Here is an 18,697-nt window from a genome sequence, read left to right on the forward strand (position 1 = left end):
CTAAAGAGACTATTTCCATGTTTGACCGTAAACTCGCATCAAGTTGCCACCAAACACTTTCGCCATGTCTTCATTTGAGTAGCCCATTGCCTTTAGTTCATCGACAACCGGTGCCATGATCTTAGACATTTCACCACAACCAGTTGCGCCTTGGTCGAACGCATGCAACATGTAGCCATTGTCAGCGTACAAATCTGAGTGCTTCTTTGCAAAACCAACGACACCTGCGACCGTTTGCATGTCATCAGAGGCTATACCTACATGGTCAATGCCGACCTCTTGTACTGCACCGTCAATCATTTCTGCTGCTTGGCGAGGCGTAATATCTTCCGGCCAGATACCATCCATCATCCATTCGGTGAAGGTTACAGAGATAACACCGCCATTATCGGCGATACGCTTAGCGTCGGGTGCGTCGATCAAACGATAACAACCTGAAAGACGGTATTCGTCGTCACCGTTTTTAAGACCCAGCTTCTGCATACGGTTTTCTGTCTCTTGAATGGTTTCGTATGGTTGACACTCATAGGTCGATGCCACAGGTGAGTGAGAAACGATCATAGGCACGCCCGGGTGCTTATCTTCCATGTAATCAAGAATACCCGTGATGGTTTTCTCTGAGTTATGGGATAGGTCAACAGTGATGCTATGTTTGACCATTTCATCAATCACTTTCTTGCCAAACTCGGTTAGACCTCCGTCTTTGCCGTTCATCATGTCGATGACACCTGATGCTGCATCGTTGGTGCCGTTGTAAACCAATTGCATGGTTCTGATGCCCATATCCGCCATAGTCTCGACGCGGCTTAAGTCACCTTCTAACATTGCTGATGACTGATTATTCCATTGAACTGCGTATTTGCCTTCATCGTGGGCTTTTTGGAAGTCTTCAACACGACGAACAAACACCAACTCAGTATCAGACGAGCGAATAGCTTGGTCGTATTTATTATACTCAGCGACGAATTTGTCCCATGTGTTATGAGCCCCCATACCGATGGTGATACTCGCGCCCGTAATACCACGCTCATGAGCGAGGTCGATGTAGTCTGCCAACATGTCCTCTGATGTCCATCCCATCTCTGCAGGAGAGGCAAAGAAGTCCAAAACGATAGTGTCTTGAACAAAATCAGAACCTTCAGGCGTTGCGGTATGGTGCCAGTCTTTAGATTCAATCGATGCGTGAGCGCTGAATGTTGCTGCTGAGATGAGTGCTGCGATAAGAAGCTTTTTCATGTTTTTACCCTCGAATTAGTTTACGAGTGCAAATATATCTATTAGAAATCCTTAAAATGTGCATTTTGCGACAGCTGTAAAATCATCGAAGTGATTAGGTTCCTCGCGCGTTCTTAAGCCATTGCAAAGGTGTCGTATTCTCTGATTTTCGAAAGGCACGGATAAATTGAGAGGTATCGGAATAGCCAAGATGTTCGGCCACATCAGAGATAGATGCGTTTCTTTGAATCATCACACGCTTGGCAAATGCGATATTCAAGGACTCCTTAATTTTCCTAAATGTCTTACCTTCACTCTTTAAGCGTCGTTGAATCGTACGCTCATTCATTTCAAGGATTTGACTGAGTTGCTCTATCGAGAGGTCTTCTCGTCCAACATAACCTTCAAGAGCAGCACGAACTTGCTCTGCATAACTCAATGCAGTGCTGCTAATGCGCGTTGGTAAGTCGCCACCAGTTATTGATTTTGGGGCGATGGATTCGTGGTAGAAAAGTGCGGTTTGCTGGTGGCCCAAGAATTGCGGTGTTCTATTGCTGATTTGCAGTTTGATTAAATCACTCGCCTCTGAGTGTTGTAGATGGTATTTGACTGGGTCATTTAAGCGGGGGTTTAACGCTTTCAAATATCTGTGTGTTGTAACCAATAGATAAAGTTCTGCTAAAAACACTAACTGGTCTGGCTGTTGTGCTTCTAGTTCTATGGAATAAGTACTGGCGTTTTCCTGAATTGTTAGTGAGGTAATAGGAATCACTTGTGTGAGGGTCTGTAGTGATGGTGACTGGTCGCTATCGAACCCCATCTTACTTATGAACTTATCCGCGGATGCCTGTAAAAGATGGATGAATTGATGGGTGGGTAAGGCGTTGTGAGCTTGCTCAAGTAGCTTTGTAAAGGCGATAAAAGGTGCGAATTGCGCGGAGCTCGTTTCTAAGTAAATAGGGACATGAGCTTTACTCACCAATGACCAAGCATCATTTACTTCATTGCTTAATTCTTCAATAAAGGTGGTGACGGCATACTTGTGGATCAGAGTGATCAATCTTTGCTTTCCTGTCTATTTGGGTTTAAACATAGCCTAGGCTCAACTTAGAACACAGACTATAACGAAAACGCCCACACTATTTACAGTGCGGGCATTGTTTCTAACTTTGCAAGATGTGTAATGCTATTTCCATGTTTGAGCGTAGACGCGCATGAGGTTACCACCAAAAAGCTTAGCTAAGTCGTCGTTTGAATACCCCATTTCCCAAAGGCTGTCTACGACACCAGCAATGTGTTTTGATAATTCAGCACAACCGGTTGAACCGCGATTAAAGGCTTCCACCATGTAGCCGTTATCTGCATATTTGTCTGGATTCGCTATGGTAAATGGGACTACTTTTGCAGTTGTCATCATGTCGTCAGTAGCTATACCTACGTGATCAACACCAGCTACTTTGACGGCTCCATCGATCATCTCTGCAAATTGCTTAGGAGTGATATCTTCTGGCCAAACTCCATCCATCATCCACTCAGTCGCAGTCACCGCAACCACACCGCCCATATCAGCCACTGTTTTCGCTTGTTCGTCGGAAAGTAATCGGTAGCAAGCAGCTAGACGGAAATCGGGATCGCCCTTCTTAAGGTTCTTTTTCGCCATGCGTTGCTCAGTTTCTGTGAGCGTTTCATGGGGTTGGCAACCATAAGTAGAAGCGATCGGGGAGTGAGAGTATATGACTGGCACACCTTTATGGTGCTTTTGCATGTAATCGGTAATGCCTTTCGTTGTGTAATGAGAGGTATGGGATAAATCAACGGTAATACCGTGTTTTACCATCTCATCGAGTACCTCTTTACCAAAGTCGGTAAGACCACTGGTATCGCCATTTATCATTGAAATAACGCCAGAGCCGGTCAATTCAGTTTCATTGTAAGTGAGCTGCATGGTTTTGACGCCATATTTTGCCATAACAGCAACATTGGCAGCATCACCATCGAGCGGCATTGTGGTTTGGCTTGCCCACATAATAGCGTATTCACCATTATCATGAGCGGATTGAAAATCGCTGACATTTTTGACGAAACGAATAGGTGTTTTCGCTGATTCAGACGCTTGAGTCCACTTTCCATGCTCTGATTTAAAGGCGAGCAGGTTAGGTGTGTGTGGTGCCCCAAGTGTTACCGAGGCACCGGTAATACCACGCTCATGTGCTAAGTCGATATAGTGAGCGACTTCAGAGTCTTTGGTAAACCCCGTGCCGCTTGGAGACGCATAAAAGTCGAGCACAATGTTGTCAGAAACATACTTTTGAGCTTCTGGCGAGGCGAACTCATGCCAGTCCTTAGTTTCTATTGAAGCGTTTACTGCCGAAGATAGCGACGCAACTGCGGTCGCGATGAGTAATCTACGCATGATAATCCCTTACTCAATATGTATTGTGTTTTCTATGGTGAAGCTGATTTAACTGCAGCATAAATTTACGGTGTAGATTGAGTATAGAACAGCATCTTATTTGTAATACTCTGTTTATGAACAAATTTTGAGTATCAGATCAACAACACAAAAATTAATTAGTGTGTCACCAAGTGGCCATTGCGGCCTACACTTTAAAGTTAAGATACCTTCTGTCTTCTAAGTCTATTAAGTTCTTAACGCACCTCGGCTGGAAGGTCGGGTATTGATATCGTTTGTCATCCGCAGTCGTAAAGTGCATATATTTAGATGATAGGGGACCTAAACTCATCTCAAGAACATCGACATAAAAGAGAGTCATTAATGAATACGAAACTGTCTACTTTAACTCTGACGATTCTTGCCGCATTAACCGCACCTACCAGTTTTGCTGCAAATTTTGAGAGCCCTGATTCAGTAGAAAACACCATTGCTCAACAAAAATCCGAGCAGCTCGACTGGCGCGAATCTTTGGCAGCAGATGGTTTTACGTTTGGTGCGGACTATTTTTCTTTAAGGGTTCAGTCTTCGGATGGAACCACAGGTGACTCGGTGAGTGCAGCCTCGGGTGTCGCACGTGTCTATGGTTCTTGGCATCTTACTGGTGATGACTCAAATAGTAGTGGTAGCTTGGTATGGAAGGTGGAACATCGTCATGCTTATACCGACACCTCTCCCAAGGAGTTTGCTTGGCTAGGTCAAGATCAAATTGGATACGCAGGTATGATCGCGCCCGCTTTCAGTGATCAAGGCTTTCGTGTCACAGACTTAAACTGGAAACAGAAAATTAACGATGGCAAAGGCACCATTATTGTCGGCTGGCAAGACGTGACCAACTATGTTGATGTTTACGCATTAGCAAGCCCTTGGTCTGGTTTTACCAATCTCGCGTTCTCGACGGGGTCGGGTGCAATGGGACTACCAGATGATGGTATTTTGGCTCTGTCTGCTGGGCACATGATAGGGGATAATTTCTATGTTGTTGGTGGTATTGCTGATGCGAAAGGTAAGTCTGACGATATCTTTGAAGGCTTCGACACTCTGTTTAACGACACCACCTTATTCACAACATTAGAGTTGGGTTGGACAGCATCCCAAGAGCAGATTTATACCGATAATTTTCATGTAACCCTTTGGCACATGGATTCAGGCTCAAGACACAGCTTGTCTTCGACGGTGTTGTCTGATGGCACTGTCGTTGGAGGTGAATCGGGGCAAGGTATCAACTTCTCTTGGAGTCAGTTCGTTACACCACAAATTATGCCGTTCGTGCGAGGTGGCTTGTCTGAAGGGGATGTCGCTTTATATGACAAATCACTTTCAGTCGGTTTAGGCTATTTTGGTTTGGGTCAGCCAAAGAACAACTTAGGTTTTGCGGTGAACTGGTCTGAAACAAACAGCGACACGTTACAGACTTTCTTGAATGCTGGCGAAGACCAAGTAGCGGCAGAACTTTACTACAACATGCAGTTTGGCGATCACCTACAGATTACGCCAGATATTCAATACATAAAGGATCCCGCCTTCTCTAACGAGAGCAGTGCATGGGTATTTGGCATTCGAGCGCGAGTGTTTATCTAAGCAAACAATGTGTGACCGAGTGTTGCCTGTTAAGTGGGGTACTCATGCATCTGCTCACTTACAGACATCGTGCAATTACATTTACAGGCGCAGACGTGTTCTGCGCAACATGTAGTTTTTGAATGGAAGGGGCAGATGCTAGTTTATGGCGTTGAATTTTGGCGACTTCAGTCCTTTATTAGCTGAACATGAGTCAGCCCTGGTGGAAACGCGTCTGCACTGCCTTTTATCCAGTTGATGATGTTGTCGATGCCTGCCAATGATCAAACGGCTTATGGGGCGACTAAGGCACTCAACGATCACGGCTACAAAGTGCCAGAAGATGTGTCAGTATTAGGCTTTGATGACTTGCCAACGTCGAAATATTTCACGCCAGCATTAACGACCTTGAGACAGCCGATTGAAGAGATTGGAGAGATGTGTGCTCAGTCTATTTTGAATTTACTTTCAGGTGAAAGGCATGAAGCGCGACTACCACCGATTGATTTGCTTTTTAGAGAATCGACTAAATCTCTGTATCGTTAGTTTCAAGACAAGCCTCAAGGCCTGCGCCCGTTATGATTCGTATTAATGTCAATGCGAACCATGGTGTAGGAGTGTCGCTGAGTAAAACTATTGTTCTTGCTGCTGATATTTATGCCTTCACATCGCTCAATATGGGGCTGGTAAGCTAAAACACTTCTGCCCCAAAACGTTTTAGAAAGCACCTTTCAACCGTTACAAAAAGTGCATTCCATATTGTTGATGCACCTATCCAGTAATCTTACCGTTCAAACTTTGTAAAAGAACATTCTCTAAAACATCTACCGTTGGAACTAATCCATTGGGCAGTGCTCTTGCTGTAATTGAATAGCCTTCTACAAACGGGATCAAGATGGATAGAGCTTGTTTCAAGCAATCATCGTTTAATGCGATTGGACGTAGATTTTCCGCCATCACATCTAGCATCGAGCGGTAGTAATCGAGAATATGATTTTCAATCGCTTCATTTCGAGTGGAAATAGCCCAGTATTCTCTAAACACACGGCACATATCTGACACTTCATATACATGGGAGAGAAGCATTGATAGCAATGGTTTTAACTCTTCTTCACGCTCGACTGCCGAGAATTCTTTAAGCTCATCTAAACATTGCTGGATATAGCGATCTACCATTGCCATTAAAAGCACATCTTTATTTTTGAAGTAGTACTGTACATTACTCAGTGACATATCGGCATTGTTCGCCACCTTTCTCATTGTGACGCCAAAGTCGCCTTCTACTCGAAGGATTTCAAGGGCGACATCTAAAATCTTGTCTGTTTTTGCGGATCTTTTTGCCATTTCTTTGCCTAAGCGTGTTGGTAGTGACTACGTTTTTTCAATCTAATTTAATTTTGCATTGACATTTTAGGTCTCATGACCTAAATTTGCAATCACTAGGTCGAGTGACCTAAATTAATAGGAGAAAAAACATGACACAAGTACTTCGCACCCCAGACTCTCAGTTTGAAAATCTAAAGGACTATCCATTCACACCTAACTATGTTGAAGGTTTAAAGGGATATGAAAACATTCGAGGTCACTATTTGGATGAAGGCAATGCCGGATCTGGTGAAGTATTTCTGTTGCTACACGGCGAGCCAACTTGGAGCTACTTGTACCGTAAAATGATCCCAGTCTTTGCCGATACTGGTGCTCGTGTTATTGCACCTGATCTCATTGGCTTTGGTAAGTCAGACAAGCCTGTGTCAGAAGATACGCATACTTTTGAGTTTCATCGCAACTACCTATTAGCGCTGATTGAACACCTTGATCTCCATAACATCACTCTGGTTGTTCAAGACTGGGGTGGTCTGCTTGGTTTAACGCTTCCTCAAGCAATGAAAGAACGATTTAAGCGCTTGATTATCATGAATACTGCACTGCTGATGGGACCAACTGAGCAAGAAGCCTTCTCTGAGTGGAAGAAAGATATTCTAGAACCAGATGAATTGGCTCTTGATGGTTTCATGAAAAAATATGCACCGACGCTTGATGAGCAAGAAGCGCAAGCTTATGCAGCCCCTTTCGTGGATAGCACTTATCAAGCTGCTGTTCGCAAAATGCCGAAAATGGTCTCAAACCCAGATCAAACCACAATTGAAACCTCAACCGCTGCAATGGGCTTTTGGGGAGAGTGGGATGGTGAAACCTTTATGGCTGTTGGTATGAAAGACAAAATGCTAGGTCCAGCAATCATGGGTTGGATGCAAACGGTAATCAAAGGCTGCCCAGCACCAATGGAAGTACCAGAAGCGGGTCACTTTGTTCAAGAGTTTGGTAGAGAAGTGGCACAAGCGGCACTGAAACATTTCGAACTCTAATTCACACCATCAACAAATACATGAGATGCCTGCGAATGTGGGCATCAAATAGGAAATGAAACAAGGTATTTATAAAGAATGAAAGTAATGGTTTTAGGTGCAGGCTTAATGGGCTCTGCATTAATCAAGTCACTGCTTGCTAATAAGCACGATGTTACCGTTTGGAACCGCACTAAAGAGAAAGCGCTACCACTTACTGAGTTTGGCGCAAAAGTAGTGGATAGTGTTGAGCAAGCTCTCAGTGATGTAGACATCATTATTAGCAACCTCCGCGATAACAAAACAACCCAAGCAGTGCTCAATATAAGCAAAACGGCAGAACTTCTTAAAGGAAAGACGATTGTTGAGCTTGCATCCGGAGCACCCAAAGAAGCAAGGGAAGCAAAGCAATGGGTGGAGGAATTAGGCGCAACTTACTTAGATGGTGCGATCCTAGCAACGCCAGATTTAATTGGCACACAAGAAGCGGCAATCGTCATCTCGGGTGATCCTGAACTATTTGAGCAAGTACAGCCTACTTTAGCTGCACTTGGCTCTGCCATTCATGTTGGCAGTGAGATTGGCAGTGCAAATGCGATTGATGTGTCGTCTCTGAGTATGATGTGGGGAGCCTTGTTTGGCGCAGCCCATGCCGTTGCTGTCTGTGAAGCTGAGGGTGTAGACCTGAATGTCTTGGGTGAATTTTGGAAAAGCTCGGGCCCTGTAGTGCAGTTTATGGTTGATGATTTTATTGCACGTAATGCGACTGGAAGAATTGAGGGTGACCAAGAGAGCCTTGCGACCGTCGCAACCCACTATGGCGCAATGCATCACCTAGAATCGGTTATGCAGGATAAAGGCTTGGATGACTCGGTCTTGAATGGCTACAAGTCCATTTTTGCCAAAGCGGATGCTGTTGGTAAATTAACGTCAGATTTTGCCATCATGTCTCAGTTTATGAAAAAGTAATTTGGCTACTTACTGACGACTCAACTGTTTATAGAACGTTCTCGATAGTTACCGGTTACGCTTGCCGGTGGCTTTTTACTTCTGTTCGCATGCTCATAAAGTGCAAGCGCCACAATGCTCTTAGCGTGAAAGTAAGATTCAATCAAATAGAGAAAGCTGGCTAGACTGTTGTGAGTGTGTATTTTTATTTGGCATAAGATTTTCGGGGATTGATTTGTATTCCACACCATTAATCAGATTTCCACTTTGCCTATTACCTTTTCGGATGCCTTCTCCATCAAAAGTTCCCCAAGATTTCCAGTAAAAATGCACCTGTTGTTTATCGCATTGCTCTTTTAATGATAACACCCAGTTAAGCTCTGCTCTTCTAGCCTTCATTGCACTCTCACCTCCACCTACAACAAAGCGAATTCCTTCTAGGTCAATATTGCCAAGCTCTTCAAGTAGAGGTTCGCAGCATAAGTGCTTGTTGGCGGCTTTGATTGCTTGGAGATCACGAATTCTTGGTAAGCCATGCTTTTTGTTTTCCACTGTTACGCCGAGCCATAAGTTGTCAGGGACAGCGCGCGTCTCAAAAAACACTCTCATGCGTTTACTTCGTTTGGTCAACATATAAAAGTTATGCCAGTGTGCTTGCTTCACGACCTCTAAAATTTCCTCCAAAACCTCATCACTCGCGTGCTCATGAAAGCTATCACTCATATTGTTGATAAAGTAGAGCGTGGGCTTTTTACGGCTTAACGGTGGGGCTTGAGCGATGCGATCATCATGGATTGTAAACTTAAAACCGTTCTCATAGCCTTTCGTTCCCCAGTGCTGAAGCTTCATTGCCAATGGCTCTGCGTAACAGTTATCACAGGCTGGCGATATCTTCCGACACCCCGTGAAAGGGTTCCAAGGTGTGACTTTGATTTCTGACATTACGGTACTCTTACTTACTAATTGGTAAGCATGGTAATGACCTTTTGTATCACTTTCAATCTCAAGATAAAGGTAAATAAATGGGAGGATCAAAAATAGCCCTTGACCACTTACCTACTGGTAAGTAATATTCTGTTCAAACCCAATTTAGCGATGAATCATGTCGAATACTAAACAGAAAATTGTTGATATTGCCTCTGAGCTTTTACAGAAGCGCGTTTTTAGTGCGTTTAGCTATCAAGACATTTCCTCAGAACTTGGTATGTCAAAAGCGGCTATTCACAACCATTACCGCACTAAAGAACTGCTGGGTAATGCGGTTTTGGATGATTATCTCGATAAAACGTTGGCGGTTCACGCCATGGTTGAAAGCACAAAACGCCCAGCTTGGGAGCAGCTTGAGCACTACATTCGCCTTATTCGTGAAGTCACTCTAGAGGAAGGTAAAGGCTGCTTGGCTGTGACGTTACAGGTTGAGCACAATGTGATTCCTGAAAGTATGCAAAAGCAGATTAAAGAAGTATTTGCGCAAGATGTCGCCTTTCTGACCAATGTATTAGCAAAGGGGTTAGAAGAAGGTTCAATGACTTTTAGAGGTGAACCGAAAGCTCAAGCTTTGGTTATTGTCAACTTGCTACAAATCGCGACGATGAGCGCGCGAATGAATGGTGAAGCTGCGTTTGATGCGTTAATGGAGCAAATCAAACTCAATTTGATCAAACAATAAACCAGTACTAATTTTAAACCTACTTGATGTGGGTTTTATTTTAAATTTTCTACTTACTTACTAGTAAGTAATCAAAGCAAAGAGAAATACATATGAACAGCATTGAAACCTTAATGGAACTGGAAAGAGAGTCTTATTACAAGGCAATGTCTAAAGACTTTGTTTGGCTAAGAGAGCTACATGCAAAAAATGCGTTGATGTTTAACCCCGGCAGTGCAGCAGAGAGGGCAGATGACATTTTTGCCAAACGAATAGCTGAAACGGGTGGTAAACCACAGGCCCCAAGCGATGCGTTCCCACGCTTTTTCTGGGAACCAACCGAGGCATTCGTGAGTGCTTCAGATGACATGGGTTGGGTACATGGTGTCATCACCATCACTCATGAAAACGACAATGTTGAATATGGAAAGTATGTCAGCGTCTGGGTAAAAGAAGACGGAAAATGGAAAGTTGTTGCTGAAATTAGAAACATGAACCAATAAGTCGCATTAACATTTAAAGTAAAGATAATCAGGAACATATAAATCATGAAAGCATTAAAAACACTATTCACATCAGTAGCTCTTGTATCTGCTTTTATTGCACCATCAGCATTAGCAAATGACATAGAAAAGCAATGGTTAGATGGAATGACAGACGAACACTGTGTGGTGACTGGTGTAGAGAAAATCCGAACCCCTCGCTACGAGGATACCGCGGAAACTCGTGAAATCATGGCGTTGGAGCGCAAACTGTGTCAACAGCTAATGACAGGAGTATACGACGAGCTAGGAGAATCACTGCACGAGCACGGTATCATATTGCTAGAAGAAGGAGGGATTCTGCAAGGTCGTGATCAGCAAGTCGCGATGTTCAAACAATTTATTGGCGAAATGGGTGTTTATCTATCTTACGAGCCAGCGGAAGCACACGTTAGCAAAGACGGTACAATGGCGTGGGCTATCGGTCTTGTGAAATTTCAGATGCCGGGTCAAAAATTAGAAATCCAAAAGTACACTTCTATCTGGGAAAAAGAAGATGGTGAATGGTTAAACGTAGTCGAGATGCGTAATAAGAACTACTGATTTTAATTTTTAAATTGAAGCCAATAATAAGGCAAGGTATGCCATCTGTCTTGCCTCTTGATTTCTCTACCATTGGCTAGCTCAGAACTGCCCCATTTAGCGTTACAAATCCATTACGCAACCTGCGTAATGAACTTACTTTTGCCCCATTCCGCGTTATCTACAATACATAAAGGGGCTTCATCATGAGAAGTTCACATTATTCATCTAGAACCTAGAATAAGTCAGCGAGCTTATTTTTAACGACTGGAGTAATGTTAAAACCAATCATAAAGTCAGGGCGGACTTTCTCATCTTTTTCAACATAGTAGTTTGCTTCAATAGCAAACTTCCAAGGCCGACCTGCGAGCACCGTTGTTTTTGATACCATAAAGTTAAGTGGTATTTCTACTTGGTCTGTATTCCAGTCGTAGCTCATTTGAGGTGCAGAGCCAGCAGTCCATCCACCACCAAGAATTTCAACATAAATTAGTTGAACACCAGTGCGGTTGATGTCTGATGTACTCCCATCATTTGCAAACCCCCATTGATGAGTGTTAAGCGCTCCAAAAATACGCTCCTTGCTTAACTTACCTAAGAAAAGCTCTGGGCCAGCTGCAAACTGGTCTCCGGTTAATGAACTTGAGCCAGTTGGAAGAGTAGCAAACACACCTGTAGCAAGCAGATTGGTAGGATCGCCTCCAAGGCTTGTTGCATAAGCAAGGTCGAAAGAGATATCAGATACACCCGATGAATCAATCTTTGAACCTGAATAACCCTCAGTAAAATTGTTGTTTATGTAGCTAATTGCGGGGCGAAAGATAACCTTGTCACCGTTATCTAAAGGAAACGGTAGAGCAGGTTGAAAGGTAGTGCTGAACGAACTACCACCATTCTCGTACCCACTGTAATGTTGGATTTTAAGATTGAGGCTGGCGTAGGCCGTGTTGGGGTTCGCAAGTTCCTTTGCTGCCTTTTCAGCAACCGATTGATTGCTCGTCCCTTCATTGGCCATGACTTGTACTGAAACCAGTGCTGCGGTAAGCAGTGTAGTAGCCAGAATTTGCTTGATCATTTCTTGCCCTTTAAAACAAAGTTAGGAGTGGGCGATATTAATTTGAATTAGGAAAGAAAATGTACAAATTACGAAATGAGTAGAATTAATAGGGTTCTTCATTATTGTTGAGTGTGAATTAACCGAGGTGAGCTAGGTTTACATCTAGCTCACCCTGATTTTTGACGATTAAGATTGTGTTAGTACACGAACCTCGCACGCACGCCAAAGATAGTTTCTGAACCGTCTGAATTCGCAGAAAGCAGTGGGTTATCAATATATTGAATACTTGGGGTAATCGCTAGGTTTTGCGAAAACTGGAAGCGATAAAAAATCTCAGTAGATATTTGCGATTCACCAGCAAGCCCATCGCCCAAATCTCTATCATTTGAGAAACGCCCCCAGTGCCCACCTATACCGATGAGATCAGAGCTGGACATAAATTTATACATCATGCCCGCTGCAAACGTATTGTTGAAGAAGGTGTGATCGCCTTCCGAGAAACCTGCTTTCACAAACGGCATAAATTGTTGGTTGAACGTCCAGTTGAAGGCTGCTGACATTCCCCAAACCTCTTCTTGCCCACGAAAGTTATCACTAATTCGTTCGTCTCGCTCATCGGCATGCCATGCAGCAATATGGAAGTTTTTGTAGTAGCGGTCGTCTTTGGATGGAGACCATCCAAGATGCGTCCATTTGAAAAATTCCGCTCCGCCAGTGAACCATTCATTGCCATCACCACCGAAACCATTAGCATCATTGATTCCCCCTTGTACATACCAAGAGTCGTTAAACCAATGCCCCGCAGCGACACCCCATGAGGTATCTGGTAGATTGACTGATGTTTCTAGCAATATACTCATATTACTGAACGAGGTTTGCGGACTGACATACCCTTGCACGTTCATGTAATCGTTCGGGTCGTAGGAACCTATGACGTATCCGGAGTCTTCGGAAAATTTGTGGTTCCAAGCCAAAGTCAGTATTTTGAAATTCCCATCAAAATCACCAAATTGACTGGCTGTAATCCCATATTGACCAAAATTCCCGAAATTACCCGGTGCATCATAGTCACCGTAAGAATGACGATTATCTGCAATCAATGAGACGAAGCCAGGAGTTGCGGTATCTTTACCTAATACAGTCCAAGTACTCGTTAGTCGGAAGTTGCCAGATAAATAGCTCTCATCACCATTGGTTTGGTACATGGTGGAATAGTGGCCACCAAACTTTAAGCCGTACTGGTTATCCAATTCTTGTTTAAACGAATTCCAGTTTGTAAACAAGCCATCAAATGCAGGAAAGCGAAATGCCGCTTCCTTCACTCTATCATTTTCTTCCAGTTGGCCTTTTGGGCTGTCAGGGCCAGAAAACTCTGGCTTACGGTCGTAGCCAGACTTATGAGTTTTTTCTGCGCCTTCCTCTGCCGCATACAGACTAACTGAGGTTAGGTTACTTCCTACTAGCAGAACGAGTAAAAGTGGTGATAACTTAGGCATTAATACACTCTCAATGTTTAAAGTATGGACAGATTGTAATGAAAGATTCGAGCGAGAAGTGTACATATTGCGAAGCTAAGGTAAGGGGTTGCGTCGCAATACGTATCAGAGTGGGAAAGTTAGGTAGAATTAATTCAAAGACTTTGCAACTTTAAGCATCTCTTTTACTTTATTTGAAGGCAGAATCTCTCTGACTTTAATGTCGGTCAATCCACCAGTAGAGAGTCGTTGATAGACTAGAGCGGCAGCAATAGAGCTATCTGGCAGAGCAACAATAGCTAGATTTTGTGCTGTTCCTACCTCCAAGTAGTAATCAACTAGTATTGCTCCTGGTATGCTCTTAATAGATTTGCGCGCTCCTGCTGTTGGATCTGCAGGATTTTCTATTAATAATTTAGCGACTTCAGGGGTCAACTTTCCCTGTACCACGAAGTATTTCAATTCATTTTCTTGGCTAAATGCACCAAAAGAAAGTGCATTTAGCAATAGAGGGAGGAGTACTGCTCTGAGCAATAGTTTCATAAGAAAATTCCCTATCAGTAATTTTTTATAAACTTGAGTTTTTGAATTATATTTAGATATAAATACAATCTTCTAAGCATTCTGGAGGAGTTCTTGATGGTCTTGTGTACATTTTGCGAAGAAAGTGGAAGGCAGTTGTAATGGATTCTATTTCTCTAACACCCCGGGCGACCGCTTTGGCTTATTTGGGCAATTTAAACAAGAGTGGCTTAGTTCTAACTGATATATATAAGCACGTGTGGATACCAGAATACTTTAAAGAGAGGGATAGTGAATATATCCCTGAATCCGTATTAGTGGATCTGTTAAATTACTTACATACAAGCTTAAATCCCAGTGATTTTTTGCTCTATTTGATGACCTCAGCCAATGATGCCGCTCTCAATCATCTACATATGCTTGAAAGCAAGAGTTGTAAGGTAGAGGACATTCTTTCAGACGTTTCACTATCTATGTCAAACGTACCTAACCAAGGTATCTTAAATTTTCGCTCCACCAATCTTGCTGAAAATAGCCAGTCAATCGATTTGCTCCTACCAAACTCAAAAGATAGCAATTGTGTCTGGCTTGAAATGAGTTTTTTCTTCCAGTTCATTCTATTAATACGTCACCTAATTAAAGGTGAGTGGTTGCCACAGCAGGTGAACCTTCAAGCGACAGATTTGCGTGATTTATCTGAGGTGCTTACATTTCAAAAAATAGATGTAAGGTATGGCCAACCAACAAGCAGCTTTACTATTCAAAGCTCTGTATTAGAGCTAATCGTGCCCAAGGAAACCTTTGGGAAGAGTGAAAGGATAAAGAAGGGTGAGTCTTCTACACAGTCGGCATCCTTTGAAAGCACAACAAGGCTAGTGATAAAAAATTACGTCGCTCAACCCGAATTTTCACTAGATGCGTTTAGTGAAATCATTAATTATTCACCGAGATTGATTCAAGTACAATTAAAGAAGGAAAGCACAAGCTTTAGAGAAATCTTGGAGCAAGAGCGGGTTGAGTTTGCAATCAAGAAGCTACAAACAAGTCGATTTCAAATTTCCGATATCTCAGCTCAACTGGGGTATAGTCAACCATCTGCCTTTATACGTACTTTCAAGAGAGTGACAGGGCTGTCACCTAAACAGTATCTAAAGGCACAAATTTAATCTCGTATTCTTGAATTTCGCAAAATGTACATTTCTACACTCTGAACTATTTATTATTCACTCATCGCTTATCACACGGTTCTGCTGAACCCTGAGTAAGTTTTCACTTTCAGAGAATGTAGGTAATAAACATGAAAAAGACAGTATTAGCATCATCACTTCTATTGGCAACTATGGGCGCTCAAGCGGGTACTCTATTTACTAATGTCGATATCTTTAACGGTGTGGATAACAAACTGTACGAGAACCATTCTGTACTAGTTGAAGGTAACAAGATCACTAAGATCTCTGAAGGTAACATAGACGCTGAAGGTCACACTGTGATTGACGGTGAAGGCAAGACACTGATGCCTGGCCTAGTTGATACCCACGTGCACCTACGATTCAATGAAGCTAAGAAGATGGACGATTTCGGTATTGCACAGCCAACTGACCTTATGGCTTATCGCGCAGTCGATTCAGCTAATGAATTTCTAATGTCTGGTTTTACCACTGTCCGTGATATCGGTGGTAATGACAACTCTATGTTCATTGCTGAGCGTGAGGGTACAATCAAAGCACCACGTATCTTCCACGTAGGTCGTTTAATTTCTCCAACAGCAGGCCATGCTGACTGGCGACCTGTTTCTGGTCTAGGGGACGAAGCTCTTGAGAAGCGAATGTATGACCGTAACATCACCGCTATCGCTGATACACCAGATGAAATGCGTCGTGAAGTTCGTGTGAACATGGGTATGGGTGCTTCTGGTATCAAGATTATGACTTCTGGTGGTATCTCGTCTGACATTGACCCTGTATTCTACGATGGTCACATGGATGAAGAAGTTAAAGCGGCAGTAGCAACGGCTAAGTCTTACAACTCATACGTAGCGACTCACGTTATCAACGACGAAGATGTGAAACGTTCAGCAGAGCTAGGTGTATTCTCTCTCGAGCACTGTAATGGTATGTCTTCTGATGAAGCGGCAAAAGCAGTAAAAGATGCTAATGCATTCTGTATTCCTGCTATGGCGGCGTTTGATCAGACCATCTTAGACCATCCTTACTATGGTAACCCTGAGAATGCAGCATACCATAAGGTAGCGCCACTGATTAAGAACGCAGACAACTTTGGTGAGCTATTCAAGAAGCACAAGTTCCGTATCGCTTATGGTACTGACCTTGTAATGCAACGCCCAAGTGATCCTATTGCTCGAGCTCGTCGTGACGTACAGATTCACCAGATGGGTGAGATGTTCGGTAACTACGAAACTCTGGTATCGATGACTTCTAACGCGTATGACTTACTCTCTATGGATGGTAAGAACAAGAAGAACCCATACCCTATGGATAAGTTTGGTTCAATCCAAGTAGGTTACGCCGCTGATATCATCCTTGTTGATGGTAACCCACTAGAAGACTTGTCTGTAATTGGCGCGGTTCCTGCGGTTTCTGAAGAAAATGCTCGTATAACAGCTACGGTCAGCACCATGCCGTACATCATGAAAGATGGTAAAGAGATCCATAACACTCTGTAATTATTGCTAGTCATATCGTAGAAAGAGCCACTGATTAAGTCAGTGGCTTTTGCTTTTTAGTGGGAAAATAAACCAAGCAGAGTTTGTTTTCTAGGAGAATACCGGGACCGGGAAATGCTCAGTCTTTACTAACTAATGGTTATGAATTAAGCGTTAGATCAGAAGGCGGTATAACTCATTTTTGTCCAAAACCTTGTTAGAGATTGATCAAGGCTTATTGTTTTCCGAGGTTTGTAAATGGGCGAATTGTCTGCTCATTTTTTATTGACTACCCAAATTTCTTAACGAGTTTGGTCGTTAAAGCGAATTTCTAATCGCATCTGCCAATAAGTCTATTTCCCTTTTCACATCTTCAGTTAGGTCAAAACCAATATTGATCCTAAAACAATCGTTGTAGAGGGGAAGCGTGCTAAACAGCTGACCCAATCGAATGTCGATTTTATGTTCCTCAATCAACGCCGTGAACCTTTCGAGGTTGAGTTTTGGGACTTGTAGCCACAATACCATTCCTCCTTGCGGTTGGCTGATGTTAACCTCGCTTGGCAAACGTTCGGATAAATAATTGAGATAAGACTGCCTTAAACTAAGTAGTTTGGTTCTTCGACGCTTTAGCTGCTTGGCGTAGTTACCCGATTCAATAAAGTCAGCCACTGCAAGTTGAATAGGCAGTGATACACCAAAGCATGATGCGGAGTGTTGCTGGCGATAGCTGTCTGTATAGCGACCTGGCAGACACCAGCCTAAACGATAACTTGGCGATAAGCTTTTAGAAATCGAACCGCACCAGAGTATGTAGCCATTTGAATCATAATACTTGGCAGGTAACGGAGTGTGCTCTGAATAGGAGAGTTCTAAATATACGTCGTCTTCGATCATCGGCACTTGGTAACGATTGGCAAGCTCGGCAAGTTTCTGCTTTTGCTGAGCAGACATAGTAATACCTTGTGGATTCATATGCGACGTACAGAAAATACCAGCTTTTACGCTCCCTTGCTGCAAATGTAATTCAAGCTGTGCAAGGTCGATCCCTTCATCTATTGATGGGATCTCGACAATGCGCCTTCCCATTTTCCCAAGCAAATCCAATATCCCACTAAAACATGGAGAGCTGATCGCGATAGCATCGCCAACTTGGGTACATGCTTCAAGCGCAGCCTTAATCGCGGGCATACACCCCGATGTAATAACAAGGTCTTGTGGGTTGATATGAATTCCCAACTTTGAAAAATGAACACTCAAAGCATCACACAATGACGGGTCGCCTTGGGTGTTAGGGTAGTGATTCAGTCGGCTACCTAATCGCTTACTCGAGCGACGAAAGCTACGTTCGAGCTCGAGCAGTGTGGTGTCATCAATCGTCGTGCTGGATATCCCAAGTGGCCCGTTGTAAGGCGAGTGAATAGAGAAGCTTTGGTGTACTAGGGAGACCTTACTGACAAATTGCGTCCACTTAGGCGTATTGTGCTTTTTACTTCGCGCAGAAATGTAGTAGCCCGCTTGCGGGCGAGAGTGGATCCAACCCTGAGACTCCAATTCTTGATAACAACTGACTGCGGTCGACATACTAACGGCTTGCTGTTTTGCCAGTTGTCGCAAAGAGGGCATACGACTCCCTTCGCTTAATTTCCCGTCTTCAATTTCTTGAACAAACTGATTAGCCAATGTTTTGTAAAGACTCATAGATGCCAACTGTACTTATTTTTTTGTTAAAAACTGTATCTGTACTGG

17 protein-coding genes and 1 pseudogene are annotated in these 18,697 nt (G+C 43.3%); 9 read left to right on the forward strand and 9 right to left on the reverse strand.

The features are described from left to right. Nucleotides 1-9 precede the first annotated feature (9 nt). From KI655_RS01655 to KI655_RS01665, 3 genes are all read right to left on the reverse strand, one after another. Nucleotides 10-1,236: a dipeptidase gene (locus KI655_RS01655; protein ID WP_285401093.1), complete on the reverse strand. Its 1,227-nt coding sequence runs from the start codon at nucleotides 1,234-1,236 to the stop codon at nucleotides 10-12. Between the two features lie 94 nt (nucleotides 1,237-1,330). Beyond that, a complete protein-coding gene (locus tag KI655_RS01660; RefSeq protein ID WP_285401095.1) occupies nucleotides 1,331-2,275 on the reverse strand; it encodes an AraC family transcriptional regulator in 945 nt (314 codons plus the stop codon). A gap of 126 nt (nucleotides 2,276-2,401) precedes the next feature. Continuing rightward, nucleotides 2,402-3,628, reverse strand: coding sequence for a dipeptidase (locus KI655_RS01665; RefSeq protein WP_285401097.1), 1,227 nt, complete (start codon nucleotides 3,626-3,628; stop codon nucleotides 2,402-2,404). Nucleotides 3,629-3,991: 363 nt separating this feature from the next. Here KI655_RS01665 and KI655_RS01670 point away from each other — a divergent pair, with 363 nt between their 5' ends. Together KI655_RS01670 and KI655_RS01675 are read left to right on the forward strand one after the other, a co-directional pair. Then, nucleotides 3,992-5,248, forward strand: coding sequence for a carbohydrate porin (locus KI655_RS01670; protein ID WP_285401099.1), 1,257 nt, complete (start codon nucleotides 3,992-3,994; stop codon nucleotides 5,246-5,248). A 255-nt stretch (nucleotides 5,249-5,503) separates the two neighbouring features. After that, nucleotides 5,504-5,773, forward strand: a pseudogene (locus tag KI655_RS01675) (substrate-binding domain-containing protein); the annotation flags it as partial. 225 nt (nucleotides 5,774-5,998) lie between these two features. Here the strand turns inward: KI655_RS01675 and KI655_RS01680 are convergent. Beyond that, nucleotides 5,999-6,571: a TetR/AcrR family transcriptional regulator gene (locus KI655_RS01680; protein ID WP_285401101.1), complete on the reverse strand. Its 573-nt coding sequence runs from the start codon at nucleotides 6,569-6,571 to the stop codon at nucleotides 5,999-6,001. A gap of 131 nt (nucleotides 6,572-6,702) precedes the next feature. On the opposite strand from KI655_RS01680, the gene KI655_RS01685 reads away from it, so the two are divergent. Together KI655_RS01685 and KI655_RS01690 are read left to right on the forward strand one after the other, a co-directional pair. Further along, a complete protein-coding gene (locus KI655_RS01685) occupies nucleotides 6,703-7,593 on the forward strand; it encodes a haloalkane dehalogenase (RefSeq protein ID WP_285401103.1) in 891 nt (296 codons plus the stop codon). A gap of 78 nt (nucleotides 7,594-7,671) precedes the next feature. Continuing rightward, complete coding sequence (locus KI655_RS01690) at nucleotides 7,672-8,541, forward strand: NAD(P)-dependent oxidoreductase (RefSeq protein ID WP_285401105.1); 870 nt, start codon at nucleotides 7,672-7,674, stop codon at nucleotides 8,539-8,541. A gap of 138 nt (nucleotides 8,542-8,679) precedes the next feature. Here the strand turns inward: KI655_RS01690 and KI655_RS01695 are convergent, their stop codons facing one another. Further along, on the reverse strand, nucleotides 8,680-9,462 hold the full coding sequence (locus tag KI655_RS01695) for a DUF5131 family protein (protein WP_285401107.1): 783 nt from the start codon (nucleotides 9,460-9,462) through the stop codon (nucleotides 8,680-8,682). Nucleotides 9,463-9,622: 160 nt separating this feature from the next. On the opposite strand from KI655_RS01695, the gene KI655_RS01700 reads away from it, so the two are divergent. The 3 genes from KI655_RS01700 (at nucleotide 9,623) to KI655_RS01710 (ending at nucleotide 11,253) form a co-directional block, all read left to right on the forward strand. Further along, a complete protein-coding gene (locus KI655_RS01700; protein WP_285401110.1) occupies nucleotides 9,623-10,189 on the forward strand; it encodes a TetR/AcrR family transcriptional regulator in 567 nt (188 codons plus the stop codon). A 92-nt stretch (nucleotides 10,190-10,281) separates the two neighbouring features. Beyond that, complete coding sequence (locus KI655_RS01705; RefSeq protein ID WP_285401112.1) at nucleotides 10,282-10,671, forward strand: nuclear transport factor 2 family protein; 390 nt, start codon at nucleotides 10,282-10,284, stop codon at nucleotides 10,669-10,671. A 45-nt stretch (nucleotides 10,672-10,716) separates the two neighbouring features. Beyond that, the gene (locus KI655_RS01710; protein ID WP_285401114.1) at nucleotides 10,717-11,253 is read left to right on the forward strand and encodes a nuclear transport factor 2 family protein; all 537 of its coding nucleotides are present in this window, start codon (nucleotides 10,717-10,719) and stop codon (nucleotides 11,251-11,253) included. Nucleotides 11,254-11,467: 214 nt separating this feature from the next. Here KI655_RS01710 and KI655_RS01715 read toward each other — a convergent pair whose 3' ends face one another. From KI655_RS01715 to KI655_RS01725, 3 genes are all read right to left on the reverse strand, one after another. Continuing rightward, nucleotides 11,468-12,307, reverse strand: coding sequence for a hypothetical protein (locus KI655_RS01715; RefSeq protein ID WP_285401116.1), 840 nt, complete (start codon nucleotides 12,305-12,307; stop codon nucleotides 11,468-11,470). A 179-nt stretch (nucleotides 12,308-12,486) separates the two neighbouring features. Further along, entirely contained in the window at nucleotides 12,487-13,785 is a 1,299-nt protein-coding gene (locus tag KI655_RS01720; RefSeq protein ID WP_285401118.1) for a carbohydrate porin, read from the reverse strand. A gap of 129 nt (nucleotides 13,786-13,914) precedes the next feature. Beyond that, nucleotides 13,915-14,307 (reverse strand): hypothetical protein, encoded by a 393-nt coding sequence (locus KI655_RS01725; protein ID WP_285401120.1) that lies wholly within the window; start codon nucleotides 14,305-14,307, stop codon nucleotides 13,915-13,917. Nucleotides 14,308-14,447: 140 nt separating this feature from the next. Here KI655_RS01725 and KI655_RS01730 point away from each other — a divergent pair, with 140 nt between their 5' ends. Together KI655_RS01730 and KI655_RS01735 are read left to right on the forward strand one after the other, a co-directional pair. Next, the gene (locus tag KI655_RS01730) at nucleotides 14,448-15,452 is read left to right on the forward strand and encodes a helix-turn-helix transcriptional regulator (protein ID WP_285401122.1); all 1,005 of its coding nucleotides are present in this window, start codon (nucleotides 14,448-14,450) and stop codon (nucleotides 15,450-15,452) included. Between the two features lie 131 nt (nucleotides 15,453-15,583). Beyond that, nucleotides 15,584-16,969, forward strand: a complete 1,386-nt coding sequence (locus tag KI655_RS01735) for an amidohydrolase family protein (protein WP_285401124.1) — start codon at nucleotides 15,584-15,586, stop codon at nucleotides 16,967-16,969. 297 nt (nucleotides 16,970-17,266) lie between these two features. Here the strand turns inward: KI655_RS01735 and KI655_RS01740 are convergent, their stop codons facing one another. Continuing rightward, complete coding sequence (locus tag KI655_RS01740) at nucleotides 17,267-18,649, reverse strand: PLP-dependent aminotransferase family protein (RefSeq protein WP_285401126.1); 1,383 nt, start codon at nucleotides 18,647-18,649, stop codon at nucleotides 17,267-17,269. Between the last annotated feature and the right edge of the window lie 48 nt (nucleotides 18,650-18,697).

Origin of the sequence: Vibrio sp. D404a, assembly GCF_030248535.1 — a bacterium.
In the GTDB taxonomy this organism is placed as follows: domain Bacteria; phylum Pseudomonadota; class Gammaproteobacteria; order Enterobacterales; family Vibrionaceae; genus Vibrio.